Genomic DNA, 24912 nt, shown 5'->3' on the forward strand with positions numbered 1-24912 from the left:
CGGCATGTCGGCGCTCGCCGCGTTGTCTCGACCTCCGCGCCCGGATACCAGCGGCGGGCGCGGCCCATCCCTGGATTCAACCAGGTTCGCGGGCCGCCGCGCAGAGGGCCGGTTCAGCCCGAGGAGGAAGGCGCGGGTGAGGCGGACGGGGCGAACGACGGCACGGCCGACAGTACGGACGCCTCGAACTCCGGGCCCGTCGACCACGCGGTCAGCGTGACCCGTGGGGCCGGCGCGAACGGATGTATCAGTGGGGACATCGCCGCAGCTCCCGCCACCACGGGGGTGGTCAGCGCGTGCACCGGGCCCGAACCCGCGTTCTGCTCGCCGGTCGCGGACAGTCCGGGTCCGGGTGCGGGCGCCGGCACCCCGGGGAGCAGCGGCGCGGACATCTCGGTCTGCGCGCCCCCTTCGCCGCCGAAGGAACGCTGTCCCTGGGCGAGCAGCGGTGCGAGGGACCGGCGGCGCTGCGAGTCGGAGCCCGTGGCGCCGGTCGTGCTCGATGTGCGCATGGGGGTCACATTGCTCCCGCTGCCCGAACCGCCGCGTGCGTCCGCGGTGTCGGACGGGACGCCGGTCGAGACCCCGCCGAGCGCGATCGCGGCGAGCGAGACGGCACCGGCCGCGGCGGCCGCGAAGCGCAGCCCACGGGAGGCGGAGCGCTCGGCCTCACGCCGGCTGATGTCATGGATGCGGAAGCCGCGCTGTTCCGAGGGCAGCGTGGTCGCGTGGGGGCCGGAGGGCAGGTAACCGAAGGAGTCCGGCGTCATGTCGAAGACTCCGGACGCTCCGAACGCTCCCCGGCCCAGTCGCGGGCTGTCGCCGTCCGGGTCACCTCCTGCGGGGAGCCCCTGCAGTCTGGCCAGGAAACTCTCGGAAGGGGGCGGCGGGGCGACCTCCGCGAACACGTTCTTCAGTCGTCGCTGCTCGTCGGCCTCCGACTTGCACTTCGCACAGGTGGCGAGGTGGGCCAGGACACGCTCGCGCGCCTCATGGCCGAGCTCACCGTCCACCAGGGCGGAAAGTCGGTCGCCGAGGTGCTGCTCGGCAAGGGGTCCGTCGGCAGGATTCAGCCGTGATCCACTCACGCGCTCGTGCCCCCTCCTCCCAGAGCGGGCACACCGGTGACCGCGAAACCGCGGCGCTCGGCACGGGCCTCGGGAGAACGGTGGGCGAGCGCCTTCCGGAGCTGGGAGCGGCCGCGGTGGATCCGGCTGCGGACCGTGCCGAGCTTGACGCCCAGGGTCGCGGCGATCTCCTCGTACGAAAGTCCTTCGATGTCGCACAGGACGACCGCGGCGCGGAACTCCGGCGCCAGGGTGTCGAGAGCCTGCTGGACGTCCGCGTCGAAGTGCGTGTCGTTGAAGACCTGCTGCGGGGAGGGCTCGCGGCTGGGCAGGCGCTCGGCCGCGTCGTCGCCGAGGGCGTCGAAACGGATGCGCTGCTTGCGGCGGACCATGTCCAGGAAGAGGTTGGTGGTGATGCGGTGGAGCCAGCCCTCGAAGGTGCCGGGCGTGTAGGTCGACAAGGAGCGGAAGACCCGGACGAAGACTTCCTGGGTCAGGTCCTCGGCGTCGTGCTGGTTGCCCGTCAGGCGGTAGGCGAGCCGGTACACCCGGCCGCTGTGCGTGCTGACGATCTCCTCCCACGTGGGGGGAGTCCACGCCTGCGAGTCCGCTTCGGACGTGAAGGTCGCGGTCTGAGCGGAGTCAGCGATGCGGGATCGGTCAGCAGTGTTGTTCACGGATTTCGGCTCCCCCGACGATCTGAGCAGGCGCCGGAGCACCCCTCCTCGATCCACAGGTTCAGCCGCACCTCCCCTGTCGGCTCTGGTGGTGTCCAGTGGAGCCCCTACCATAGCCACCTCGCCCGTTAGCTCCGGATAAGCGGTTTTACGAGAAATTGATACGCGCTCATATGGCTGCGTGAGCACTTGCCGGCCGCCCTGCTCCATCCGCCACCCCCGTGCAGTTCCCGACCCTTGTTCCCCACCCTCTCTAAACGCCTGGTCCCATCTGCGGGTTCCCGGCGGCAACGGATACAGTCACGCCCAGGCAACCACGGGGACAGGAGAGGGCCATTACCGGCAACCGGCTGACGAGCTGGGCGTTCGCCGACGCCTTTGTCGCCGAGGACGAGGCACTGCACTGGGCCCGGGACCGGGCCCGGGAAGCAGGCCTGCGCTCGGTGTCGCCCGGCACGGGCGCCGCGCTGCGACTGCTCGCCGCCACCGTGGACGCCAAGGCGGTCGCGGAGATCGGCACCGGAACCGGAGTCTCCGGTATCCATCTGTTGCACGGCATGCGGCCGGACGGCGTACTGACGACCGTGGATCCCGAGCCCGAGCACCAGCAGTTCGCCCGCCAGGCCTTCCGCGCGTCGGGCTTCGCGAGCAACCGGGCCCGCTTCATCCCGGGCCGCGCGCTGGACGTTCTGCCGCGGCTCGCGGACGCGGGGTATGACCTCGTCTTCTGCGACGGTGACCGGCTGGAGTGCCTCGACTACCTCGCTGAATCGTTGCGCCTGCTGCGGGTGGGCGGCCTCGTCGTCTTCGAGGGCGTGTTCGCGAACGGGCGCACGGTGGAGTCCGGCCCGCAGCCCACGGAGGTGCTGCGGCTGCGCGAACTGCTGCGCGCGATCCGCGAGAGCCAGGAGCTGGTCCCCTCACTGCTGCCGGTCGGCGACGGCCTGCTGTGCGCGGTCAAACGCTGACCCCGGCCCGCACCCCCTGGAACTCCGAAAACCCCGGGAACCCCCGGCCACATGGCCCCTGTGGAACCTTTGAAATTCAGTAAATCCCCTGGAAATACCACTGCCCCGGCATCGCGTTGATGCCGGGGCAGTGGAAGGGTATGGTCGCGTTCCGCGTCAGCCGACGACCTTCTTGAGGGCGTCGCCGAGCGCGTCAGCCTCGTCGGGGGTCAGCTCTACGACGAGCCGTCCGCCGCCTTCGAGCGGAACGCGCATGACGATGCCCCGCCCCTCCTTTGTCACCTCGAGCGGGCCATCGCCCGTCCGCGGCTTCATGGCCGCCATGCTCGTTCCCCTTCCTGAAACCAGCTCATCGTCGCCGACGGCCCCATTGAAGGGCACGCGTCCTCTCGTCGGACACGCGTCACCGGCATCGAACACATTGCTTCCAAGCCATTATCCCGCATCTCAGGACCCGATGACCAACATCAGTCGGCATCGCTTGCGCAACGCGCTCGATCAAAACCACCCATTTCGGCGGTGTGACTGCGATACTGCGCCACTGCATGGACTTTCGGACACCGGAATTCTTTGACGCAGGTCACATGTACGAACCCCGCCGCCCACCATGATCTCCGCCATGCTGTCCTCGGAAGCAGTGCGTACCGACCGGTACGACCGATCCGCGACACCTGAGGGGACCATCATGGCCGACACCGTGCTCTACGAGGTGAGCGACGGACTCGCGACGATCACGCTGAACCGCCCCGAGGCGATGAACGCGATGAACACCGAGACCAAGGTGGCCTTCCGTGAGGCGGCGCAGGCGGCCGCGGCGGACGAGTCCGTACGGGCGATACTCCTCACCGCCGCCGGTGACCGGGCGTTCTGTGTGGGCCAGGACCTCAAGGAGCATGTCGGCGGACTGCTGGCGGCGCGCGAGTCGGGCGCGGACGAGGCCGTCATGAGCACGGTCAAGGAGCATTACAACCCGATCGTGCGGGCCCTGACGGGCGCGGCGAAGCCGGTGGTGGCGGCCGTCAACGGCGTCGCGGCCGGCGCGGGCTTCGGATTCGCGCTCGCCGCGGACTATCGCATCGTCGCCGACACGGCCGCCTTCAACACCTCGTTCGCCGGGGTCGCGCTCACCGCCGACTCCGGGATCTCCTGGACGCTGCCCCGGGTCGTCGGGCCCTCCCGCGCCGCCGACCTGCTGCTCTTCCCGCGCAGCGTCACGGCGCAGGAGGCGTACGAGCTGGGGATCGCGAATCGGATCGTGCCCTCCGCGGAGCTGGCCGCCGAGGCCGTGAAGGTCGCCCGCGCGCTGGCCGAGGGGCCGACGCTGGCGTACGCCGCGCTCAAGGAGTCCCTCGCGTTCGGGCTCACGCACTCGCTGGACGAGACCTTGGAGAAGGAGGACGAGCTGCAGTCGCGGGCGGGGGACTCCGAGGATCACCTGATCGCCGTGCAGGCGTTCGTCAACAAGGAGAAGCCGAAGTACCTGGGCCGGTAGCAGAGGGGGTGGGTTGCTTCAGGTTGCTTCAGGTCGGGTCAGCTTGCTTCAGGTGGTTCGGATGGTGACCGCCGGTGAGGGCTGGGCGCGCGGTTCCCCGCGCCCCTGGAGAGCGCCCCTTCGGGGCGGCTCTGTCTCGTACCTCTGGACGCGCAGTCCGCCAAGTGGTCGTCGACCAGGCCGCATGCCTGCATCAGGGCGTACGCCGTCGTGGGGCCCACGAAGCGGATGCCTCGCTTCTTGAGGGTCTTGGAGAGGGCCGTCGACTCGTCGGTCACCGCCGGGACGTCGGACAGCGACTTCGGGGCCGGGCGCGTGGCCGGGTCGGGGGCGAAGGACCAGATCAGCTCGTCCAGTTCGCCCGGCGCCCAGTCGACGAGCACGCGCGCGTTGGCGACCGTCGCCTCGATCTTGGCGCGGTTGCGGATGATCCCCGTGTCGGCGAGGAGGCGCTCCTTGTCGACGTCCGTGAAGGCCGCCACATCGGCGATCTTGAAAGCCGCGAAAGCCGCCCTGAAGCCCTCACGGCGACGCAGGATCGTGATCCAGGACAGCCCCGACTGGAAGGCCTCCAGGCACAGCCGCTCGTACAGGGCGTCGTCACCGTGGACCGGGCGGCCCCACTCCTCGTCGTGGTACGCCACGTAGTCGTCGGTGGACAGCGCCCAGGGGCAGCGCAGAGCCCCGTCGGCGCCCTTCAGGGCGTCGCTCACCGGTGGTCCTCCTCCGCGGGCTTCTCCAGGGAGGTGACCGGGGAAGGAGCCGTGGAGGGGGTCGTAGCCGAGCGGGCGCCGGACAGCGCGGCCTCCAGGTCGGCGATACGGGCGTCCCGCTCGGCCAGTTCGGCGCCGAGGCGGTTCAGGGCGTCGTCCACGTCCGTCATGCGGTAGCCGCGCAGGGTCAACGGGAAACGCAGTGCCTCCACGTCGCCGCGGTGCACGGGGCGGTCCAGGGGAAGCGGGTCCCGCAGACGCTCCGGCGGCGCGTCGGGGAGGGCGCCGCTGTCACCGCCTCCCACGACGGAGAGGGTCACCGCGCCGACCACGACGACGAGGGCGACGACCAGGAACAGGAACATGAACATCTCTGAGGTCCCCACGCTCTGATGCCGACGCGGGCGCGTCGGCACGGAAAGTGTCAGGCACCGATCGTGCCATGCGACTCTGACCGTTAGGGTCGCAGGCGGCCCAACGGCGACAACTACTGGGAGAGGTCACAGGGGATGCTCAGGCTGGGCAGGCGCGAGTTCGACGCGCACGAGCCGGTGATCATGGCGATCGTGAACCGGACCCCGGACTCCTTCTACGACCAGGGAGCCACCTTCCGCGACGAGCCGGCGCTCGCACGCGTGGAGCAGGCGGTGTCCGAGGGAGCCGCCATCATCGACATCGGCGGGGTCAAGGCCGGGCCGGGCGAGGAAGTCACCGCCGAGGAGGAGGCGCGGCGGACCGTCGGGTTCGTCGCCGAGGTGCGGCGCCGCTTCCCCGACGTGATCATCAGCGTCGACACCTGGCGGCACGAGGTCGGCGAGGCCGTGTGCGAGGCCGGCGCGGACCTGCTGAACGACGCGTGGGGCGGGGTCGATCCGCGGCTCGCGGAGGTCGCCGGGCGGTACGGGGCGGGGATCGTGTGTACGCACGCGGGCGGTACGCAGCCTCGTACGCGGCCGCATCGCATCGCCTACGACGACGTCATGGCCGACATCCTCGAGGTGACGGTGGGGCTCGCCGAGCGGGCGGTGGCCCTGGGGGTGCCCCGTGAGTCCGTGCTGATCGATCCCGGGCACGACTTCGGGAAGAACACGCGGCACAGTCTGGAGGCGACGCGGCGGCTCGGGGAGATGGTGTCCACGGGGTGGCCGGTGCTGGTGTCGTTGTCCAACAAGGACTTCGTGGGGGAGACGCTCGACCGGCCGGTCAAGGAGCGGGTGGTGGGGACGCTCGCGACCACTGCCGTGTCGGCTTGGCTGGGGGCTCAGGTGTATCGGGTGCACGAGGTCGCCGAGACGCGGCAGGTCCTGGACATGGTGGCGTCGATCGCGGGCCACCGCCCACCGGCGGTCGCCCGCCGGGGTCTGGCGTAGGCGTTTCGTCGCCCCCGCCGCCCCTACCCGGTCCCATCCCGCATGGGGGCTGCGCCCCCTCGCCCCCGTTGTCCTCAAACGCCGGACGGGCTGAAGGATCAGCCCCTCCGGCGTTTGAGGAGCGGGGGTTCGGGGGCCGGCCCCCGAGGCAGGGGCGGAAGCCCCTCCTACCTGCCCGCCTCCTTCGAGACCAAAGCCACCGCCTCGTCCACGTCGTCCGTGAGGTGGAACAGGAGCAGGTCCTTTTCCGAGGCCTTGCCCTGGGCGATCAGGGTGTTCTTGAGCCAGTCGACCAGCCCGCCCCAGTACTCCGTACCGAAGAGCACGATCGGGAAGCGCGTGACCTTCTGGGTCTGCACGAGCGTGAGGGCCTCGAAGAGCTCGTCCAGCGTGCCGAGACCGCCCGGCAGCACCACGAACCCCTGCGCGTACTTCACGAACATCATTTTCCGTACGAAGAAGTACCGGAAGTTCAGCCCGATGTCGACGTACTCGTTGAGCCCCTGCTCGAAGGGCAGCTCGATGCCGAGGCCGACAGAGATGCCCTTCGCCTCGCAGGCACCCTTGTTGGCGGCCTCCATGGCCCCCGGACCACCGCCGGTGATCACCGCGAAGCCCGCCTCGACCAGGCCACGGCCGAGCGCGACGCCCGCCTCGTACTCGGCCGATCCCGCCGGTGTGCGCGCCGACCCGAACACGCTGATGGCGGCCGGGAGTTCGGCCAGCGTGCCGAAGCCCTCGATGAACTCCGACTGGATGCGCAGCACGCGCCAGGGATCGGTGTGCACCCAGTCCGACGGCCCGCCGGCGTCCAGCAGCCGCTGGTCCGTCGTACTCGCCTGCACCTGCCCCCGCCTGCGCAGCACGGGGCCCAGCTGCTGCTCCTCCGGTGGCTGCTTGCTGCCCTCGGGGTTGCCGGTAGCCATGTCCGCTCCCTCCGCTTGCCGATCGTTCCTCCTCAGCGTAGATCTACGCGGGTTAAGGAAGGGGGACGCCGGCATGTCCGCCGCGGATCAGGCGGTCAGCCAGGCCCTCAGCCGCTCCTCGCCCGCCAGGATTTTGGCGGTTTCGACCCGTTCGTCACGCTTGTGCGCCAAGTGCGGGTTGCCGGGCCCGTAGTTGACCGCCGGGACGCCCAGCGCGCTGAAGCGGGAGACGTCCGTCCAGCCGTACTTGGGCTGCGGGGTGCCTCCGACGGCCTCGATGAAGGCCGCCGCGGCCGGATGCGAGAGGCCCGGCAGCGCCGCCCCGCTGTGGTCGTCGACCACGAACTCGTCCACGCCGCAGTCGGCGAAGACCTCGCGGACATGGGCGAGTGCCTCCTCCTCGCTGCGGTCGGGCGCGTAACGGAAGTTGACGCTCACCACGCACTCGTCGGGGATGACGTTGCCCGCCACCCCGCCCGAGATGCCGACGGCGTTCAGGCCCTCGCGGTATTCGAGGCCGTCGATGACCGGGTAACGCGGCTCGTAGGAGGCGAGGCGGGCGAGGATCGGGGAGGCGGCGTGGATGGCGTTGGAGCCCATCCAGCTGCGCGCCGAGTGCGCCCGCTCCCCCGTGGTCTTCAGGAGCACCCTGAGGGTCCCCTGACAGCCGCCCTCGACCTGTCCGTCGGAGGGCTCCAGGAGGACCGCGAAGTCGCCCTCCAGCCACTCGGGGTGCGCCTCGGCCACGTGCTTGAGGCCGTTCAGGTCGGCGGCGACCTCTTCGTTGTCGTAGAAGATGAAGGTGAGGTCGCGGTTGGGGGCCGGCACCGTGGCCGCGATCCGCAGCTGGACCGCGACGCCCGACTTCATGTCGCAGGTGCCGCAGCCCCAGAGCACGCCGTCCTCGTCCAGGCGTGAGGGCACGTTGTCCGCGATGGGCACCGTGTCGATGTGCCCGGCCAGGATGACGCGCTCGGCCCGGCCCAGGTTCGTGCGCGCGACGACGTTGTTGCCGTACCGGTCGACCGTGAGGTGCGGCAGGGCGCGCAGGGCGGTCTCGACGGCGTCCGCGAGGGGCTTCTCGGTGCCGCTCTCCGACGGGAAGTCGACGAGCCGCGCGGTGAGCCGGGCGGCGTCCAGTGTGAGGTCAAGTGGGGTGTCGGCCATGCCGTCGACCCTAACGCGCCCGCTCCGGCGGGCTACCCCAGAGACTTGTCCACGAGCCCGCGGATCTCGGGAACCTCACACGGCCCCGACAGTACTCTCCAGTACCTTGTACGCGTGCCTGAGCCGTCCCCCACTTCCGTCGCTCCCGTACGCCGTGGCCGCTTCCTCCGTTTCGGAGCGGCGCTCGTCGTACTGCTCGGCGTCGCGGCCTACCTCGCCGTGCAGTACCTGACCGGCGGGACCGGAGTGCCCAAGTGCACGGTCGTCTCCGCCGACGGCGACGGCACGTCGTACGAGTTCACGGCGGAGCAGGCGGTGAACGCGGCGACGATCACCGCGGTCGGCACCAACCGCGGCATGCCCGAGCGGGCCGTCACCATCGCTCTCGCGACGGCCCTCCAGGAGTCGGCCCTGCGCAACCTCGGCCATGGCGACCGGGACTCACTGGGACTCTTCCAGCAGCGGCCCTCGCAGGGCTGGGGCACGGAGCAGGAGATCCTGGATCCGGCGTACGCGGCGGGCGAGTTCTACGAGCATCTGGACAAGGTGCCCGACTACGCGGACCTGCCGCTCACCGTCGCCGCGCAGCGCGTCCAGCGCAGCGGCTTCCCGGAGGCGTACGCGAAGCACGAGCCGGACGCGACGCTCCTCGCGGCGGCCCTCACCGGTCGCGCCGCCGCCACCCTCACCTGCGAGGGCCGCCCGGACCCGCGGCCCGGCGGCCCGGAGTCCGTACGCACGGCGCTCGTACGGGACTTCGGGCGCGGGGCCTTCCAGGAGGCGGGCGCCGCGGTGGCCGCGAGCCCCTCGGCCGACCCGTCGGCCGGCCCCTCGTCCACGTCGTCGTCGCCGTCCACTCCTTCCGTGCCGTCCGCCTCGGTGAGCGCCTCCGACGGCAAGCGCACGGTGATCGTGCCCGTGCCGGAGAAGGCGGCCACCGGGGGCGGGCAGCGGCAGCGCGGCTGGGCCCTCGCACACTGGGCCGTCGCCAACTCGTCCGCACTGCACGTCGAACGGGTCTCCTACGCGGGCCGGGTGTGGACCGCCGGCAGCACCCGCAGCGAGTGGCGCGACGACGAGTCGGGCGCGCGGAACGCCGCGGGCGAGGTTCGAATCGTCACCGGGCAGTAGTACGGGCCCTCACCCGTTGGTGGCACTCCCGGCGTGCCATGTCGACACACCGCCGCACTTTTCCGCGGCCCTTTCCCGCACTTGCCCCGCGCCTGTCCCATGGGCGTCAAATCCCTTGCCAGCAAAGGGCTGTAGGGATTCGGCGAACTTTCCGGCCGGGCCTTCTTTGCCCGGGTTTCTCCGCAGCCGATAATGCGACGCATTACCAACTCTTTACTTCGGGCCACCGCAACCTTCGCGGGCTTCGAGCGGTAGTCACTGCGTCCGAGCCCGGAACGATCAACAGCCGGTCGACAGCCAGTCGGTCAACTGCCGGGCACGGTGGAAGATTTCATCGTTCTCTCCCCGTCAAAGGAGCACCATGTCCCTCCCCCTGACCCGTCGGATCGCCCGTGTCGCGCTGCTCATCGCAGCGGGAGCGGCACCCGTGGTCGGTGCGGCCGGCTCCGCGAGCGCGGCCGAACTGCCGGCCACCCCCGACCTCGGCGGCCTGAGCGCGCTGGACAACGCGGGCACCACGGTCGACGGTGCCGCGCAGAACGCCACCGGGATGGCCGGCGAAACGGGCAGCAAGGCCGTGAAGAAGGCCGTGCCGACCGCGGGCAAGACGAGCGGCAAGGCCGTCAAGACCGCGACGCCCGCCGCGCAGAAGACCGCCGGGGACGTTGCCGGGACCACGGGTGACGTGCTCGGTGACACCGCGGGGTCGGCGACCGGTGGTGGGCTGCCGACCGACGCGGTCTCGAAGGGTGGGCTGCCGACCGAGGGGCTGCCGCTGCAGGGGCTGCCGCTCGGCTGATCGGCTTGCCGCCGGGGCGGCTTGTGCGGTGAAGGGGTTCAGGGGGTTTCCCCCTGGGCCCCTTCGCCTTTTCGCGTGCGCGGGCCTGCGGCGCTGCGGCGGGGGTTGGTAGTGAGGTGCGGGTCCGTCGTTGCTGGGCGCGCAGTTCCCCGCGCCCCTGGACGGCGGCCCTTCGGGCGCCGATGGATGCTGGGCGCCGGCAGACGGTGTACGCCGTCAGGCAGGGGCGTCGGCAGAAGGTGTACGCCGTCAGGCCGGGGGTCGGCAGACCGTTGCGCCGTCAGGGCAGGGGGCCGGCAGACCGTTGCGCCGTCAGGGCAGGGGTCGGCAGACCGTTGCGCCGTCAGGGCAGGGGTCGGCAGACCGTTGCGCCGTCAGGGCAGGGGTCGGCAGATGGTGGATGCCCTCAAGGGGTGGGTGGCCGGGCCGTGTGTGGTCTCAGGTTGCGGGGTGTGTCAGGCGGGATGTTGCCGCCCGGACCCTTTCGTCTGTTGCTGTGAGGGCCACTCGGATGAAGTGGGCGCCTGCTGGGCCGTAGAAGTCGCCCGGGGCCACCAGGATGCCGAGCGTGGCCAGGTGGGCCACCGTGTCCCAGCAGGACTCGTCCCGGGTCGCCCAGAGGTACAGGCTCGCCTCGCTGTGCTCGATGCGGAAGCCGTGGCCGACCAGGGCTTCGCGCAGGGCCTTGCGGCGGGCCGCGTACCGCTCGCGCTGCTCCTGGACGTGGGTGTCGTCCGAGAGGGCGGCCACCGTGGCGGCCTGGGTGGGCGCGGACGTCATCATGCCGCCGTGCTTGCGGATCTGGAGCAGGTCGCCCAGGACCGCCGGGTCACCGGCGAGGAACGCCGACCGGTAGCCCGCGAGGTTCGACCGCTTCGACAGCGAGTGGACCGCGAGGATCCCCTCGTACGAGCCGCCGCACACCTCGGGGTGCAGGACCGAGACCGGGTCGGCCTCCCAGCCCAGTTCGATGTAGCACTCGTCGGCGAGGACGAGGACGCCGTGCTCGCGCGCCCAGGCGACGATCCGGGTGAGTTCCCGCTGGGAGAGCACCCGGCCCGTGGGGTTGGACGGGGAGTTCAGCCACAGCAGCTTCAGGCCCGCGGGGTCCAGCTCCGTGGGGTCGTCGTACGCCACGTGGTCCGCGCGGGCGAGGCGGGCGCCGACCTCGTACGTCGGGTACGCCAGGCGCGGGTAGGCCACCCTGTCCCCCGGGCCGAGGCCCAGCTGGGTCGGCAGCCAGGCCACCAGTTCCTTGGAGCCGACCACCGGGAGGACGTTGCGGTGGGTGAGGTCCCGCGCGCCCAGCCGTCGTCCGCACCAGCCGACCAGCGCGTCCCGCAGCTCCGGAGTGCCCCACACCGTCGGATAGCCGGGCGAGTCGGCGGCCGCGACCAGAGCTTTCTGGATCAGCTCGGGCACCGGGTCGACCGGGGTGCCGACGGAGAGGTCGACGATGCCGTCCGGGTGCGCGGCGGCCTTCGTCTTGAAGGGCTCCAGCTTGTCCCAGGGAAAGGCGGGAAGCCGGTCGGAGACTGCGGACACGGGTTCTGGCTCACTTTCTGCACGGCGAGAACGGCGGCAAAAACAGCGGTCCCGCACGGCGGCGGGCCGTACGGGACCGAGGCGGCGCCCACGGCTGTCGCCGGAGGGGGCCGCCGACGCACGGGCCGCTTACTGGTTCTGCGGCGGCAGCGCTGCGACGAAGGGGTGGTCGCGCTCGATGAGTCCCAGCTTGCTGGCGCCACCGGGCGAGCCGAGCTCGTCGAAGAACTCGACGTTCGCCTTGTAGTAGTCCTTCCACTCCTCCGGAGTGTCGTCCTCGTAGAAGATCGCCTCGACCGGGCAGACCGGCTCACAGGCACCACAGTCGACGCATTCGTCCGGGTGGATGTACAAGGACCGGGAGCCCTCGTAGATGCAGTCGACCGGGCACTCCTCGATGCACGCCTTGTCCTTGACGTCGACACAAGGCTGCGCGATGACGTAGGTCACGCTGTCGTTCCTCCTCGATAGGGCGCTGGCGAGCCGTCTTCAGGCTCCGCCACCTGGCGCGCGGGAGCGCGGCGTCGTCGATGCCCGCACCTAGTATCTCCGTTCTTGGGCATGATCCGAACAGGAGGGTTGGACTGAGCTGTGGATTTCTCACCACACTTCCGGCTTGAGGTCCGTGTCACCCCCGCTGACGTGGGCAAACGCATCTCGGTGCGACGGTTGCGCGAAGGGGCCCCCGAGGGTGAGAAGTTCACCGACACGGTCGGTGTTCTCACATCATGGGACGACGGTGTGCTGCTGATCACACGCCGGTCCGGCGAAAGTGTCCGCATTCCGGAATCGACGCTGGTGGCGGGCAAGGTCGTCCCCTCCGCGCCGGCCCGCAGACGGGGCCCCGCGGCCTCGTACGAGGAACTGGCGCGGGTCTCCGCACGGGCCTGGCAGCCGGTGGAGCGGGAACGGCTCGGTGAGTGGGAGCTGCGGGCCGCGTCCGGTTTCACGCGGCGCGCCAACTCGGTACTGCCCCTCGGCGACCCGGGCGTGCCGCTGGACGAGGCGCTGTCACTCGTACGGAAGTGGTACGCGGCTCGCGGGCTGCCCGCCTACACGCAGACCGCCACGGGCGCCCAGGGCACGCAGGAGCCGCTGTGCGCGGAGCTGGAGGCGCGGGGGTGGGTGCGTGAGGTGTCCGCGGAGCTGTGGACGGGCGCGCTGGCGCCGTTGGCGGACCTCCCGGACTCCGGCCCCGGTCCCGGTCCCGGTCCCGAGCGGACGGTCGTGCTGTCGCGCGAGGCCGACGAGGGGTGGCTGGGGCGTTACCAGCGCAAGGGCGTGAGCGAGGTGGCGCTGAAGGTGCTGGGCAGCGGCCCCTCGGTGTGGTTCGCGACCGTGCCCGGCGGCGAGCCGGGTGTGCCCGCGGCGATCGGGCGCTGTGTGGTCGACGGCCGCTGGGCCGGGTTCGCCGCGGTGGAGGTGGACCCCGCGCTGCGCCGCCAGGGTCTCGCCACCACGGTCATGACGGCCCTCGCCCGCCGGGCCCTGACCGAGGGCGCCTCGGCCGCCTGGCTCCAGGTGGAGACGGACAACGAGGGAGCACGGTCCCTCTACACCCGCCTGGACTTCACCCCCCACCACACCTACCACCACTACCGAGCGCCGACTCCGTAAGGGGCCGCCATGTCAGCCGCGGACACACCTTCCCCCGACAACAGGCCCGCACCACCACCCACCAGGGGCGCGGGGAACTGCGCAACCAGCACCCACACCCCCTCACCCGACAACATCCCGCACCCGGACCCCGAAAGGGGCGCGGGGAACGGCGCAACCAGCATTCGCACCGCCGCACCCGCCCCCGCCCACCCCACGGACAGGTATCGATCGGCGTGAAAGGGCACGAAGCAGCTATGCGTCCACTCCAACCCCCCGAACCGGCGCGAAGCGCCGAATGGCGGCGGCGGTTCGGCGAAGAGGCACGAGCCGAGCGCCCCGACCTGTCGGCCCTGTGCCTGCTGGTGGGCGCCCAGGCGGACGGGGAACTGACCGAGGCCGGCATGGACGCGGCCCAGATCGAGCTGGACCGGCTGGCCGGAGAGCTGCCGTTCCGCCCCGGCGGCCCCCGGTCCTGGGCCACGGCGCTCTCCGAGCACCTCGGCGGCGGCCTCGGGTTCCGCGGTACGCCCGGCGACTACCAGCGTCTGGAGTCCTCGCTCCTGGACAAGGTGCTGAGAAGGCGCCGCGGACTGCCCATCCTGCTGTCGGTGGTGTGGATGGAGGTCGCGAGAAGGGCCGGGGCGCCCGTCTACGGGGTCGCCCTGCCCGGTCACTTCGTCGTCGGCTTCGGACCGCCCGAGCAGCAGGTCCTCGTCGACCCCTTCGTCGGCGGCCGGGTACTGACCGGCACCGACACGGAACTGCTGGTGGCCGGTGCCACCGGCTCCCCCCTCGATCCGTCCATGCTCACGCCCGCCGATCCGCTCGACGTCGTCCTGCGCATCCTCAACAACATCCGCGCCTGGTCCGCCGCCCGCCCCGAACGCTCCGACGTGGCCCTCTGGGCGGTCGATCTCGCCCTCCTGCTGCCCTCGCACCCGGCCCGTCTGCGCTACGAGCGCGCCCAGCTCCTCGTGCAGCGCGGCGACTTCCTCACTGGCGCCACCGAACTCGACGCGTACGCGGAGATCGTGGCCGCCGTCGACGAACCGGCGGCGGCCCGCGTACGCAGCCAGGCCCACGCGGCCCGCGCGATGCTCAACTGACCCCGGCGGGCCGTTCAGGACTCCGTGGCGGCCAGTTCCGCGAGCGTCTGAGCCACGGACCTGAAGAAGGCGGCGTACGCCCGCGCGCTGCACGGCAGTTCCGGGTTCCAGGACGCCACGGTCGCGGCGGAGGCCAGGGCGCGCCAGGCCGGTACGGACTCCAGCTCCGCGACCGGGACGGCGTTCCCGCGGACGTCCGCGAGGACCAGGTCGGGGGCCAGTTGAACGGCCCGGTCCCAGGTGGTCGTGGACCAGTTCGCGCCGCCCTCGCCCGGGTCGGTCAACTCCACTCCCAGGTCGGCCAGATGCCGCAGTTCGGGCCAGGCCCGGGGGCGGGCGAGGTGCACCTGTCCGGGCCCGGCGGCCGACAGCGCGAGGACCTTGAGCGGCACCGGGGCCACCGCCCGTACGGCGTCCTGCGCGGCGGCCAACTCGTGCTCGCGCCCGGCCGGTTCACCGCCGAGGGCGCCGGCGAGTTCGGCGAAGCGCGCCAGGACGCGGGGCAGCGAGGTGTCGGCGCCGACCGCGAGGGCGAGTACCGGCGCGCCCGCCCGTTCGGCCGCCGGCTCCGTGACCGCGTACGGCTTCTTTCCGTCGTAGGTGACGTCGACGACCAGGTCGGGCCGCACGGAACCCACCGTCGCGTGGTCGAGGCTTCTGCCCGCACCCAGGTACGGGACGTCCGCGAGGGAGCCGGACTTGGCGCGGTCGGGCTCGTCGCCGTCGTGTCCGGATCCGTACACCGCGACGGGCCGCACCCCCAGGTCCCACAGGCCCGCGCCCGCACGGACGTACGCGGCGACGCGCTCGGGTCGTGCGGCGAGCCGCACCGTGATTCCCCGGTCGTCCGTGAAGTCCCAGCCCATACGGCACCTGTTCCCCTTCGGCGCCCGCCCGGCGCGGCCACTCGGGCAACGATGGGGCGGGCATTCGAACGGGACAAGAGGGCACCCGGCCATCACCGGGTGCCCCGCAGCCGCTATGTGGGGTTGGTCTCGATCACTCCGACGCGGTCCGTCGCCGTCTTGCCGAGGAGTGCCTGGCGCAGTGCGCCGACCACGTCCTGCGGGGTCACGGCGGTCTTCTTGCCGTTGCCCCGGGCGATCGTCACGCCGTCGAACGCGCCGCCGTACAGCTCCTTCAGCACGGGCAGGTCGTAGTAGTCGACCAGCTTGCCGTCGGGAGTGGCCTTCACGCCGAGGAACTTCCACAGGGAGTTCTCGGGGCTGAACTGGACCACCGCGGTGCCCGCCTTGACGGTCACGAGCCCGGACATCGCGGGCTGCGCGAACTCCTTCATCATGCGGTCCACCTCGGCCTTGGAGACCTTGGGCTCCTTCGCCGTGGTGGGCACCTTCACGGGAGCCGACTTCCCGGTCTCCACCTGGGTGCGGTACGCGTCCTCGACGGCCTCCGTGGACCGGCCGATGTCGATGCCCTTGCCCGCCTTGCCGTAGACGGCGACGGCCTTGCCCGACTGGAACTTGATCGTGCCCTCGGTCGCCGAACCGGAACCGCCCGCGGCGCCTTCCAGGGCGGCGGCCAGCTTCTCCTCGTCGACGGGCATGACGGGGGCGACGACCCGCTGGTTGCCGAACAGCGAGCCGACCACCGAGACGGGGTTGTAGTCGCTGCCCGCGGCGGCCCGCACCGTGGCCTGGGTGTCGAGCTGGAGCCCGGCCTGGTCCGGCTTGAGCGCGACGGTGTCGCCCTCGACCGAGAGCTGCAGCGGCTTGGCGGCCGACGCCTTGAAGGCGTCGTCGAGCTTCTGGACGGCCTCGTCGCGCGTACCGCCGCCGATGTCCACTCCGAGCACGCTGGTGCCCTTGGGGACGTCGGAGTGGTTCATGAGCAGTCCGGCGCCGTACGCGATCCCGCCGAGGGTCACCACGCCGGTGACCAGGAGAACCAGCTTGTTGCGGCCCTTTTTCTTCTTGGGGCGCGCGGCGGCGGGCGCGGCCGGTGAGACCGGTTCCGGCAGCTTCGGGGGCTGGTGCGGGAGCGGTCCGTCGGTGTGCGCGCCCGGTCCGAACGGCGAGTTCGGGGCGGGGGGCACGACGGGGATGCCGCTGGTGAGGGTGTGCCCGGAGACGTTCTCACCGGCGCCGCCGTAGCCCGGCGCGCCCGGTTCGGGCGCGGGGACCTGCGGGGTGAGGATCGCGGTGTCGTCGCTCAGCCCGCCGCCGGGACGGCCGGCCCCCGCGGGGGCACCGGAGAAGGCGGACCCGCTCTGGGCCCCCTTGCCGCCGGGGAAGCCCGTGTCCGGGGCGCCGGGAGTACCCGGGCCACCGGGGGCGCGGTGACTGCCGGGGCCGCCGATCCCCGCGGGCGCGCCGGGGTTGCCGACATTCCCGGGTGCGCCCTGACCGCCGGGAGCACGGTGGCCGCCGGAGCCGGCGGGAGCGCCGGGACCGCCGGGGGCACGGTGACCACCGGGGCCGCCCTGGCCGCCGGGAGCACCGGGGCCGCCGGGGAAGCCCTGGCCGCCGGGGGCCGCCAGGGGCGTGTCGCCGCTGGCCGGGCCGCCGGTCGGGCCCGAGGGCCCACGCTGGGCGCCCTGGCCGTTCTGGCCGCCCTGACCACCCTGGCTGCCGTCGGCGAAGTACGGGAGTCCGTCGTGGCGCGGTTCGGCCCCGCCGTTGTCGCCCGCCGGGGAGCCCGTCGGATACGGCGATCCGCCCGGCCCGGTGCCCAGCGGCCCCGCCGCCAGCGCCCGGGAGACGTCGAAGGAGCCGGTACCGCCGCCGTGGCCGGGGGCCACCGGTCCGGTGCCGCCCGCGCCGGGCAGCCCCGCGCCGTTGGTACCGCCGCCGGGCCGGGCCGCGGGTGTGCCGGGACCGCCGGGCCGGGCCGCGGGTGTGCCGGAGGGGCCAACTCCCCCACCGGCACCCGCTGCCGGGCCCTGGGCGTTCGAACCGGCGGCCATACCCGCGCCGTTGGCGTTGCCGGCGGCCGGGCCGCCCTTCGGCGCACCGGCCTTGCGCGGGGCGAACCAGTCGCTCCGCTTCTCCTCGGCGCCACCACCGCCACCGGCACCACCGGCGCCGGGCATGGGGTGGGACCCCGTGTCGGAGTCCACTGGCCCGCCCGGACCGGTGGCCGGGTGGGCGTCAGGGGCGGCGGACCGGGACGCACCTGTGGCGTCGGAGGACTCCCCGTTGGCCACGGGTGTGCGCACGACGACCGGCGGGATCGGCCGGGATCCGGGGATGTTGATGCGGATCCGCGTCGTCAGCGTGGTCTCGGTCTTGGGCTGTTCCGGCCGGTCACCGGCACTGCGCCCCGCGTCGGCGGCGCCGTCGGAAGCCATCGGCGTTCCGTACGGCGGAGTCCCCGACGGGTATGCGGTTCCCCCGCGCCCGTTGGGCCCGGAGGACGAACTGTCAGTTTCACGACTCAAGGCAGGTTCTCCTGGTTGGCTCCACCGCCCGGTTACTCGACCTCGACCTCGATTCGGGCGGCTCGGCGGCGCGCTCCACCATACTGGCCACTTGTCTCCCCCATTTTGCGGCCGTCGGGGAAACCCACACCGGACGTGCACCTGCGCGCAGTGGCGAAGTGGTACGTCACTTCCCAAGTCGGGCGGCGGCGCCGCCCGGTTGCCGTCCCTGGCCAAGGGTGGCGCACATCACAGCCACGGCCATACCGCCGAGCAGGAAGAGGTAGGAGCCCGCTCCCGCGGCGAAGAGGAAGTCGCCCTCGGGGCGGCTGGCGGTGAGCAGGACGACGGCGATCATCCAGCCGGCCGCGGGTGCGACCGCCCCCGCCCGGCCGCCGGTCGCGCGCGATCCGCCCAGGAACAGCCCCGCCGCGCCGGCCAGCGCGAGCAGCAGCCCGCCCGGGAACCAGCCCGACTGGACCAGCGCCCCGGCCACCGCGACCACGGCGCCGAGTACGAACAGGCCCAGGTGGACGACGATCCGGAGGGCCGAGGGCGGGCGCAGGGGCTGGGCGAGCATGGCGCCCGCGTTCGACCTGTCCGCGTTCGGCCGGTCCGCGTACGACCTGTTCGCCGCGTTCATCGCGTACCGCCCTCGGTGGTTGCTTCTGTGATGTCTGCGAACGGATCCGTGATTCCCGCGAACAGATCGGTCTCCCGGCCCGGCCCTGCGCGTTCGCCGCGCACCAACTCGTAGTACTCCACGAGGAAGAGGGGCTGCGCGAGCCCGTTGGAGAGGGCGAACCACGGTTCGGCGACCTCGATCTGGGTGGCGTGCGCCCGCATCGCGGCGGCCTTGGCCGCGGCCTGGGCGGTGCCGTCGATCTCCGTGGTGACCACCGGGTCGTCCACCACGCCGGGCACGTCGTCGACCGTGGCGGAGGCGGGGAACGGCAGTTCGTCGAGGACGTCCTTCAGACGGGCGAAGCCCTCGTCGGCGACGGAACGCGGCACGCGGTTCCAGTAGATCTTCGAGATCGTCCACGGTGCGCCGAGGTCGGCCCGGAAGTCCGGCTCCGCCGCCAGGTCGGCGGCCCGCATCGCGACGCGGTGGGCCTGGATGTGGTCCGGGTGGCCGTATCCGCCGTCCGGGTCGTAGGTGACGAGCACATGAGGGCGTACCTCGCGGATCACCTCGACCAGGTGCGCGGCGGCCTCGTCGACGTCCGCCCGCCAGAAGCAGCGCGGGTTGTCGTTCTCGGGGAGGCCCATCATCCCGGAGTCCTCGTAGCGGCCGGGGCCGCCGAGCGAGCGGGTGTCCCGCACGCCCAGCTCGCGCATCGCCTCGGCCAGCTCCGCCAGGCGGTGCTCGCCGAGGTGTTCTCCCGACAGATGCGCGAGCCCGGGCGGGATGACCTCGCCGAGTTCGCCCCGTGTGCAGGTCACGAGGGTGACCTGGGCGCCCGTGGCCGCGTATCCGGCCATGGTGGCGCCGTTGTTGATCGCCTCGTCGTCCGGGTGCGCGTGCACCAGGAGCAGACGCCCGGCGAAGGGGGAGGGTGGTCCCCCGGGCCGGCGGCCGGAAGAGGGCAGTTCCGTCATGGACCCCACCCTACGAGGCGGGTGGTCCGGTCAGAACTTGATGTCCCCGATCATGCCGGCGATGTTCGTGGTCAGCTCGTTGATCGTCGGGGCGATCGTCGAGCTCGCCAGGTAGAAGCCGAGCAGGACACAGACGATGGCGTGAGGCGCCTTCAGCCCTGATTTCTTGACCAGGATGAAGACGATGATCGCCAGTAGCACCACCGCCGAAATCGAAAGTGCCACGGCGGCTCACCTCCAAAGATCCCAGGGACAACGGGGGGTGGGGTCGAACATTGGGGGGCAGCAAATGCGTACAGCAGCCAGCAGGTTGATACCCACACAGCGCTAGTGATCATAACTATTCGTGCGTGCGCATTGATCGGCGCACGGCCGCACAAGGGGGCGCATGGCCAATATGGTCGGAGCATGACGACCGAGCCTCTCTCCTTTCCGCGCCGGCAGGCGCGCACCCTGCGTTTCACGCTGGGCGCGCCCCGTGCGTTCACCGTGGCGCCCGACGGTTCACGGGTGGTGTTCCTGCGGTCCTCGTCCGGCACGGACCGGGCGAACCAGCTGTGGGTTCTCGACGTGACGAGCGGCAAGGAGCGCCCCGCAGCCGATCCGGGGGCGCTCCTCGGGGGGTCCTCCGAGCGGCTGTCGGCGGCCGAACGGGCCCGGCGCGAGCGCAGCCGCGAAGGGGGCGCGGGCATCGTCGGCTACGCCACGGACGCCGCGGTGGAGTTGGCGTCCTTCGCCCTGTCGGGTCGGCTGTTCACCGCCGAGCTGAGGGCCGGCACGGCACGTGAACTGCGGGTTCGCGGACCGGTGATCGACCCCCGCCCGTCCCCCGACGGACGGCTCGTCGCGTACGTCGCCGGGGGCGCCCTGCGGGTCGTCGGCGCCGAGGGCGAGGACGACAGGGCGCTCGCGGAGCCCGAGGCGGACACGGTCACCTACGGGCTCGCCGAGTTCGTCGCGGCCGAGGAGATGGGCCGCACGCGGGGGTTCTGGTGGTCCCCGGAGTCGGACCGTCTGCTGGTGGCGCGGGCCGACGACGCCCCCGTACGCCGCTGGTGGATCTCGGATCCCGCGCATCCCGAGCGGGAGCCGCAGCAGGTCGCGTACCCGGCCGCGGGCACCGACAACGCGGAGGTGCGGCTTTTCGTACTGGGGCTCGACGGGGCACGTACGGAGGTTCGGTGGGACCGGGCCCGCTACCCGTATCTGGCGCGTGTGCACTGGTCGGCGGCCGGGGCCCCGCTGCTGCTCGTACAGGCGCGCGACCAGGCGAGTCAGCTCTATCTGGCGGTCGATCCGGACAGCGGGACGACCCGGATGGTGCACGCGGACGAAGATCCGATTTGGCTTGATCTTTTCCCTGGTGTGCCGAGCTGGAGCCCGAGCGGACAGCTCGTACGGATCGCCGACGAGGGAGGGGCGCGTGTGCTGGCCGTCGGCGAACGCCCCCTCACGGGGCCGCAGTTGCATGTGCGCGCCGTGCTCGACGTGTCGGACGACGACGTGCTCGTGTCCGCGTCGGCCGGCCCGGACGCGGCCGACCCCGAGATCGGGGAGGTGCACGTGTACCGGGTCAACGACCTCGGCGTGGAGCGGGTCTCCCAGGAGCCCGGCGTGCACTCGGCGGTGCGGGCGGGCGGTGTGACCGTACTCGTGTCGGCCGTGCCCGACCGGCCTGGAGCCCAGGTCGGGGTGGTGCGCGACGGGGGCCGCACGGCGACGGGGAACGGCCGGGCCGGGGGCCGCACGGAGGCGCTGACGGTGGCCTCGTACGCCGAGCATCCCGGAATGAGCCCGCGCGTGCACCTCACGGAAGCCGGTGAGCGCCGGGTACCGTGCGCCGTCGTGCTCCCCACGGGCTACACCGACGGTCCGCTGCCGGTGCTCATGGATCCCTACGGTGGGCCGCACGGGCAGCGGGTGCTGGCGGCGCACAACGCGTACCTCGCGCCCCAGTGGTTCGCCGATCAGGGTTTCGCCGTGGTCGTGGCGGACGGGCGGGGTATGCCGGGCCGCTCTCCGGCCTGGGAGAAGGCGATCAAGGACGATCTGGCGGCGGTCGTCCTCGACGACCAGATCCACGCGCTCCAGGCCCTCGCCGAGGACTTCCCGCTGGACCTGACCCGGGTGGCGATCCGCGGCTGGTCGTTCGGCGGCTATCTCGCGGGGCTCGCGGCGCTGCGCCGCCCGGACGTCTTCCACGCGGCCGTGGTGGGCGCGCCGGTCACCGACCAGCGGCTGTACGACACCCACTACACGGAGCGGTATCTGGGCGATCCGAACCGGCAGCCCGAGGTGTACGCGGCGAACTCGCTGATCGACGACGACGGCCTGGTGGGGGCCGTGGAACCGGCGCGGCCCATGATGATCGTGCACGGTCTCGCCGACGACAACGTGGTGGTCGCGCACTCCCTGCGGCTGTCCTCCGCGCTGCTGGCCGCGGGCCGCCCGCACGAGGTGCTGCCGCTGTCCGGGGTCACGCACATGACCCCGCAGGAACAGGTGGCGGAGAACCTGCTCCTGCTCCAGGTGGACTTCCTGAAGCGATCGCTCGGACTCCGGTAGGGCCACCGCGCCCGGCGGACCGGGGCGGGCGCGGCCGCTACCGCAGGGCGCGGACGAGCAGGTCGATCAGGCGTCGGTAGGTGTCCTGCGAGCCGGACACCTGCCCGATGCCGCCCAGTTCCAGATGGACCGCGCCGTGCAGGGCCGTCCAGACCACCTGGGCGGCCTCCCCCGCGTCGGCGAACCCCTCGGGTGTGCGGCGGCCGACGAGGTCCTGGACCAGCTCGATCAGGACCTCGAACACCGCGTGGCCGTACACCGACGCCTCGGAGCCCGTCCGGGCGACCGGCCCGCCGCCGCCGAAGATGAGCGCGTAACGCCGCGGATGCGCGAGCGCGAAGTGCCGGTACCCGTCGCAGGCCTGGCGGAAGCGCCGCTCGGGGTCCGACGAGCGGTCCACGTCGACCGCGAGCCAGAGATCGTTCAGCGCCCGGACGGCCAGCGCGACGAGCAGTCCCTCCTTGCTGCCGAACCGGTTGTACACACCCATGGGCGCGACCTCGGCCTCGCGGGCGACCGCGCGCACGGTGACACCGCACAGGCCCTCGCGGTCGAGCACGTCCTGCGCGGCGTCCAGCAGGACCGCGTGCAGCCGGTCGCTCGCCGTACGGCGCCTGGACGGCGGACCCGCTCCGGCACTCATCCGTCCCACTCCTCCTGCTCCCTCCACTCCTCCTGCTCCTCCTGCTCCTCCCCCCTCCTGCTCCTCCTGCTCCGCCGTTCGGGCCACCCGGCGGGCGCCCCTGTATAACATCGTTCTATAAGGGTGCCCCGATCGTGCCCGCTCGTGCCCGCTTTGCAGCGACCGGAGTGATCACTGGTGCGATCCGATGCCTGGATACGATCCGATCCATGGGCGGCCGGCGGCACGCTCGCCGTGGCGGTCGCACTGACCGTGGGCGCGGTGTCCGCGCTCGTCGGCGACCATGCCGGCGCGACGACGCTGTGGGTCGTCCTCGCCCTGGGAGCGGCCGGTCTCGCGGCGGCCGTGCGGGCGTCGGCCTACGCCGTCGCCGTCGCCGCCCTGCTGGCCGCCCTGGAGGTACGCGATCCTGCGCCGTGGGGCACCTGGGCGGTCGCCGGAGGGCTGCTGTTCCTGTTCGCCCTGCGCCGCCCCCGGTTCGACGCGATCGCCGCGGGCGCGGTGGTCGCGGGCGGCACGCTCCTCGCGCGGTACAACCCGTACACCCAGTGGCAGGACAGCGGCAGCGTCGGAACGTTCGGGCTCGTCACGCTTGTGGCCGCCGTGGTCGGGGTGGGCCAGTGGGTGCAGGCCCAACGGCGTTACGTGATCGCGGAGGTGGGGCGGCGCCGCCAGGAGGCCGAACGCAGGAGGGAGGAGGTGGCCCGCCACGTGGCGGAGGAACGGCTGCGGATCGCCCGCGAACTCCACGACAGCGTGGCCCATCACCTCGCCGTGGTCAGCGTCCACACCAATGTCGCCAAGGCCCATCTCGACCCCTCGCAGCAGGCGTCCAGGCGCGCCCTCGACGAGGTGCAGGCCGCCACCCGGTCGGTGCTGGAGGAACTGGGAGTCGTCCTGGGCGTCCTGCGCGCGTCCGCGTCCGAGTCCGAGATCGCCCCGGCCGCTCCCGTGGACGCCGCCGTGGTCGACGAACTCCTGGAGAGCTTCGAGGGCATCGGGCTGAAGGTCGAGACCGAGGGGCTGGACCAGTTGCTCGCCCTCGCGCCGGTCGCCAGGACCGCCGCCCGGCGCCTCCTCCAGGAAGCCCTCACCAACGCCCAGCGGTACGGCGACGGCGGCGCCACCGTGACCGTCGACCCGCCGGCCGGCGGATACCTCACCCTGTCGGTCCGCAACCCCTGGACGCCGCGCGAGACGGAGTCCGCCGGAAGCGGGCTGGGGCTGGTCGGCATGGAGGAGCGGGTCCACGCCCTCGGCGGCACCTTCCACGCGGGCCCGGACCCGGAGGGTTTCCTCGTGACCGCACAACTCCCGGCCGCCGCGCCGCGAAGAACAACGAAGGAGACGTCCGGATGAGCGCCGTACGCGTACTCGTCGTCGACGACCAGGTCATGATCCGCTCCGGCATCCGCGCACTGCTGGAGACCGGTACCGAAGTGGAGGTCGTCGGCGAGGCGGCCGACGGACGCCGGGCCGTCGACATGGCACGGGCCCTGATACCCGACGTGATCCTCATGGACCTGCGGATGCCGGTCCTCGACGGGGTGGAGGCGATCACCCGGCTCCGCGCCGACGCCACCACCGCGGACATCGGGATCCTGGTGCTGACCACCTTCGACACCGACCAGGACATCCTGGCCGCCCTCCAGGCCGGGGCCAACGGCTTCCTGGGTAAGTCGGCGGACCACGAGGAACTCCTGCGGGCGGTCGAGCGGGTCGCCGCCGGCGGCTCCTCCCTGTCCGCCGTCGCGACGGACACCGTCGTCGGGCACCTCACCCGCACGGCACGCCGGCAGCGGCCGCGGGAAGCGGTCTCCCCCGAGGAGCTGCGCAAGGCCGAGTCCCTGACCGCCCGCGAACGGGAGGTCACCGTGCTGGTCGCCCAGGGCCTGAACAACGACGCCATCGCGGAGCGCCTGTTCATCTCGCCGCTGACGGTGAAGACCCATGTGAACCGGGCCATGAGCAAGATGCACGTACGGGACCGGGCACAGCTCGTGGTCGCGGCCCTGCGGGCGGGCCTGCGCGAGGACTGACCACTCCGGACGGCGGACCACTCCGGGCGGGCCTGCGCGAGGACTGACCACTCCGGACGGCGAACCACTCCGGACGGCGGACCACTGCGGGCGGAGGAGAAGCACGGGGCCGGAAGTACACCAG

25 protein-coding genes are annotated in these 24912 nt (G+C 72.2%); 10 read left to right on the top strand and 15 right to left on the bottom strand.

The genetic code is table 11. The features are described 5' to 3' along the window. Positions 1–113: 113 nt before the first annotated feature. Together IE278_RS04975 and sigE are read right to left on the bottom strand one after the other, a co-directional pair. Positions 114–1088: an anti-sigma factor family protein gene (locus tag IE278_RS04975; protein WP_189769211.1), complete on the bottom strand. Its 975-nt coding sequence runs from the start codon at positions 1086–1088 to the stop codon at positions 114–116. Further along, positions 1085–1786 (bottom strand): RNA polymerase sigma factor SigE, encoded by a 702-nt coding sequence (gene sigE, locus IE278_RS04980; protein ID WP_373311902.1) that lies wholly within the window; start codon positions 1784–1786, stop codon positions 1085–1087. The genes IE278_RS04975 and sigE overlap by 4 nt, the downstream gene beginning before the upstream one ends. Before the next feature lie 227 nt (positions 1787–2013). Here sigE and IE278_RS04985 point away from each other — a divergent pair, with 227 nt between their 5' ends. Continuing rightward, positions 2014–2712, top strand: a complete 699-nt coding sequence (locus IE278_RS04985; protein WP_281403130.1) for an O-methyltransferase — start codon at positions 2014–2016, stop codon at positions 2710–2712. A 156-nt stretch (positions 2713–2868) separates the two neighbouring features. On the opposite strand, the gene IE278_RS04990 is transcribed toward IE278_RS04985, so the two are convergent. After that, entirely contained in the window at positions 2869–3036 is a 168-nt protein-coding gene (locus tag IE278_RS04990) for a DUF3117 domain-containing protein (RefSeq protein ID WP_003966491.1), read from the bottom strand. 361 nt (positions 3037–3397) lie between these two features. Between IE278_RS04990 and chcB the strand changes: the two genes are divergently transcribed. Beyond that, a complete protein-coding gene (gene chcB, locus IE278_RS04995) occupies positions 3398–4204 on the top strand; it encodes a 2-cyclohexenylcarbonyl CoA isomerase (RefSeq protein ID WP_189769215.1) in 807 nt (268 codons plus the stop codon). A gap of 38 nt (positions 4205–4242) precedes the next feature. Here chcB and IE278_RS05000 read toward each other — a convergent pair whose 3' ends face one another. Together IE278_RS05000 and IE278_RS05005 are read right to left on the bottom strand one after the other, a co-directional pair. Continuing rightward, positions 4243–4917, bottom strand: a complete 675-nt coding sequence (locus IE278_RS05000; RefSeq protein WP_189769217.1) for a DNA-3-methyladenine glycosylase I — start codon at positions 4915–4917, stop codon at positions 4243–4245. Continuing rightward, positions 4914–5288: a DivIVA domain-containing protein gene (locus tag IE278_RS05005; protein WP_189769818.1), complete on the bottom strand. Its 375-nt coding sequence runs from the start codon at positions 5286–5288 to the stop codon at positions 4914–4916. Before IE278_RS05005 ends, IE278_RS05000 begins: the two co-directional genes overlap by 4 nt. A 138-nt stretch (positions 5289–5426) precedes the next feature. Between IE278_RS05005 and folP the strand changes: the two genes are divergently transcribed. Then, the gene (gene folP, locus IE278_RS05010; RefSeq protein ID WP_189769219.1) at positions 5427–6287 is read left to right on the top strand and encodes a dihydropteroate synthase; all 861 of its coding nucleotides are present in this window, start codon (positions 5427–5429) and stop codon (positions 6285–6287) included. Positions 6288–6454: 167 nt separating this feature from the next. On the opposite strand, the gene IE278_RS05015 is transcribed toward folP, so the two are convergent. Then, positions 6455–7213: an LOG family protein gene (locus IE278_RS05015; protein WP_189769221.1), complete on the bottom strand. Its 759-nt coding sequence runs from the start codon at positions 7211–7213 to the stop codon at positions 6455–6457. A gap of 87 nt (positions 7214–7300) precedes the next feature. Beyond that, the gene (gene dapE, locus IE278_RS05020) at positions 7301–8380 is read right to left on the bottom strand and encodes a succinyl-diaminopimelate desuccinylase (RefSeq protein WP_189769223.1); all 1080 of its coding nucleotides are present in this window, start codon (positions 8378–8380) and stop codon (positions 7301–7303) included. 114 nt (positions 8381–8494) lie between these two features. Between dapE and IE278_RS05025 the strand changes: the two genes are divergently transcribed. Together IE278_RS05025 and IE278_RS05030 are read left to right on the top strand one after the other, a co-directional pair. After that, entirely contained in the window at positions 8495–9511 is a 1017-nt protein-coding gene (locus IE278_RS05025) for a VldE C-terminal domain-containing protein (RefSeq protein ID WP_189769226.1), read from the top strand. A 361-nt stretch (positions 9512–9872) separates the two neighbouring features. After that, positions 9873–10310, top strand: a complete 438-nt coding sequence (locus tag IE278_RS05030) for an ATP-binding protein (protein ID WP_189769228.1) — start codon at positions 9873–9875, stop codon at positions 10308–10310. A 438-nt stretch (positions 10311–10748) separates the two neighbouring features. Here IE278_RS05030 and IE278_RS05035 read toward each other — a convergent pair whose 3' ends face one another. Both IE278_RS05035 and fdxA read right to left on the bottom strand, forming a co-directional pair. Beyond that, entirely contained in the window at positions 10749–11855 is a 1107-nt protein-coding gene (locus IE278_RS05035; RefSeq protein ID WP_189769230.1) for a bifunctional succinyldiaminopimelate transaminase/glutamate-prephenate aminotransferase, read from the bottom strand. 129 nt (positions 11856–11984) lie between these two features. Next, positions 11985–12305, bottom strand: a complete 321-nt coding sequence (gene fdxA, locus IE278_RS05040) for a ferredoxin (protein ID WP_019058397.1) — start codon at positions 12303–12305, stop codon at positions 11985–11987. 141 nt (positions 12306–12446) lie between these two features. Between fdxA and IE278_RS05045 the strand changes: the two genes are divergently transcribed. Both IE278_RS05045 and IE278_RS05050 read left to right on the top strand, forming a co-directional pair. Beyond that, positions 12447–13472: a GNAT family N-acetyltransferase gene (locus IE278_RS05045; RefSeq protein WP_189769231.1), complete on the top strand. Its 1026-nt coding sequence runs from the start codon at positions 12447–12449 to the stop codon at positions 13470–13472. Positions 13473–13708: 236 nt separating this feature from the next. Further along, complete coding sequence (locus tag IE278_RS05050; protein WP_189769232.1) at positions 13709–14560, top strand: transglutaminase family protein; 852 nt, start codon at positions 13709–13711, stop codon at positions 14558–14560. A gap of 14 nt (positions 14561–14574) precedes the next feature. Here IE278_RS05050 and IE278_RS05055 read toward each other — a convergent pair whose 3' ends face one another. The 5 genes from IE278_RS05055 to IE278_RS05075 all read right to left on the bottom strand — a co-directional run bounded on the left by IE278_RS05055 (position 14575) and on the right by IE278_RS05075 (position 19766). Continuing rightward, the gene (locus tag IE278_RS05055) at positions 14575–15426 is read right to left on the bottom strand and encodes a substrate-binding domain-containing protein (protein WP_189769233.1); all 852 of its coding nucleotides are present in this window, start codon (positions 15424–15426) and stop codon (positions 14575–14577) included. 113 nt (positions 15427–15539) lie between these two features. Further along, positions 15540–17960 carry a hypothetical protein gene (locus tag IE278_RS05060; RefSeq protein WP_189769234.1) on the bottom strand — a complete coding sequence of 807 codons (2421 nt, stop codon included), beginning with the start codon at positions 17958–17960 and terminating at the stop codon, positions 15540–15542. A 166-nt stretch (positions 17961–18126) separates the two neighbouring features. Beyond that, entirely contained in the window at positions 18127–18519 is a 393-nt protein-coding gene (locus tag IE278_RS05065) for a DUF6113 family protein (RefSeq protein ID WP_189769819.1), read from the bottom strand. A gap of 59 nt (positions 18520–18578) precedes the next feature. Continuing rightward, entirely contained in the window at positions 18579–19541 is a 963-nt protein-coding gene (mshB, locus tag IE278_RS05070) for an N-acetyl-1-D-myo-inositol-2-amino-2-deoxy-alpha-D-glucopyranoside deacetylase (RefSeq protein WP_189769235.1), read from the bottom strand. Between the two features lie 30 nt (positions 19542–19571). Continuing rightward, positions 19572–19766 (bottom strand): hypothetical protein, encoded by a 195-nt coding sequence (locus tag IE278_RS05075; protein WP_107020199.1) that lies wholly within the window; start codon positions 19764–19766, stop codon positions 19572–19574. 183 nt (positions 19767–19949) lie between these two features. Between IE278_RS05075 and IE278_RS05080 the strand changes: the two genes are divergently transcribed. Next, positions 19950–22106 carry a S9 family peptidase gene (locus IE278_RS05080; RefSeq protein WP_189769236.1) on the top strand — a complete coding sequence of 719 codons (2157 nt, stop codon included), beginning with the start codon at positions 19950–19952 and terminating at the stop codon, positions 22104–22106. A 37-nt stretch (positions 22107–22143) separates the two neighbouring features. Here IE278_RS05080 and IE278_RS05085 read toward each other — a convergent pair whose 3' ends face one another. Beyond that, complete coding sequence (locus IE278_RS05085; protein ID WP_189769238.1) at positions 22144–22749, bottom strand: TetR/AcrR family transcriptional regulator; 606 nt, start codon at positions 22747–22749, stop codon at positions 22144–22146. Positions 22750–22926: 177 nt separating this feature from the next. Between IE278_RS05085 and IE278_RS05090 the strand changes: the two genes are divergently transcribed. Continuing rightward, the gene (locus tag IE278_RS05090; protein WP_189769239.1) at positions 22927–24108 is read left to right on the top strand and encodes a sensor histidine kinase; all 1182 of its coding nucleotides are present in this window, start codon (positions 22927–22929) and stop codon (positions 24106–24108) included. Further along, a complete protein-coding gene (locus IE278_RS05095) occupies positions 24105–24788 on the top strand; it encodes a response regulator (protein ID WP_189769240.1) in 684 nt (227 codons plus the stop codon). Before IE278_RS05090 ends, IE278_RS05095 begins: the two co-directional genes overlap by 4 nt. Positions 24789–24912: the final 124 nt, after the last annotated feature.

The sequence above is a fragment of the Streptomyces tauricus genome (genome assembly GCF_014650955.1).
Classification (GTDB): Bacteria; Actinomycetota; Actinomycetes; order Streptomycetales; family Streptomycetaceae; genus Streptomyces; species Streptomyces tauricus.

Bases quoted from the DNA above. Each gene is read 5' to 3' on its own strand.
- mshB (WP_189769235.1), bottom strand. From the start codon at position 19,541: ATGACGGAACTGCCCTCTTCCGGCCGCCGGCCCGGGGGACCACCCTCC.
- IE278_RS05015 (WP_189769221.1), bottom strand. From the start codon at position 7,213: ATGGCTACCGGCAACCCCGAGGGCAGCAAGCAGCCACCGGAGGAGCAG.
- IE278_RS05095 (WP_189769240.1), top strand. From the start codon at position 24,105: ATGAGCGCCGTACGCGTACTCGTCGTCGACGACCAGGTCATGATCCGC.
- dapE (WP_189769223.1), bottom strand. From the start codon at position 8,380: ATGGCCGACACCCCACTTGACCTCACACTGGACGCCGCCCGGCTCACC.
- IE278_RS04990 (WP_003966491.1), bottom strand. From the start codon at position 3,036: ATGGCGGCCATGAAGCCGCGGACGGGCGATGGCCCGCTCGAGGTGACA.
- IE278_RS05030 (WP_189769228.1), top strand. From the start codon at position 9,873: ATGTCCCTCCCCCTGACCCGTCGGATCGCCCGTGTCGCGCTGCTCATC.
- IE278_RS05065 (WP_189769819.1), bottom strand. From the start codon at position 18,519: ATGCTCGCCCAGCCCCTGCGCCCGCCCTCGGCCCTCCGGATCGTCGTC.
- IE278_RS05085 (WP_189769238.1), bottom strand. From the start codon at position 22,749: ATGAGTGCCGGAGCGGGTCCGCCGTCCAGGCGCCGTACGGCGAGCGAC.
- folP (WP_189769219.1), top strand. From the start codon at position 5,427: ATGCTCAGGCTGGGCAGGCGCGAGTTCGACGCGCACGAGCCGGTGATC.
- IE278_RS05050 (WP_189769232.1), top strand. From the start codon at position 13,709: ATGCGTCCACTCCAACCCCCCGAACCGGCGCGAAGCGCCGAATGGCGG.
- IE278_RS05005 (WP_189769818.1), bottom strand. From the start codon at position 5,288: ATGTTCATGTTCCTGTTCCTGGTCGTCGCCCTCGTCGTCGTGGTCGGC.
- IE278_RS05055 (WP_189769233.1), bottom strand. From the start codon at position 15,426: ATGGGCTGGGACTTCACGGACGACCGGGGAATCACGGTGCGGCTCGCC.
- IE278_RS05080 (WP_189769236.1), top strand. From the start codon at position 19,950: ATGACGACCGAGCCTCTCTCCTTTCCGCGCCGGCAGGCGCGCACCCTG.
- chcB (WP_189769215.1), top strand. From the start codon at position 3,398: ATGGCCGACACCGTGCTCTACGAGGTGAGCGACGGACTCGCGACGATC.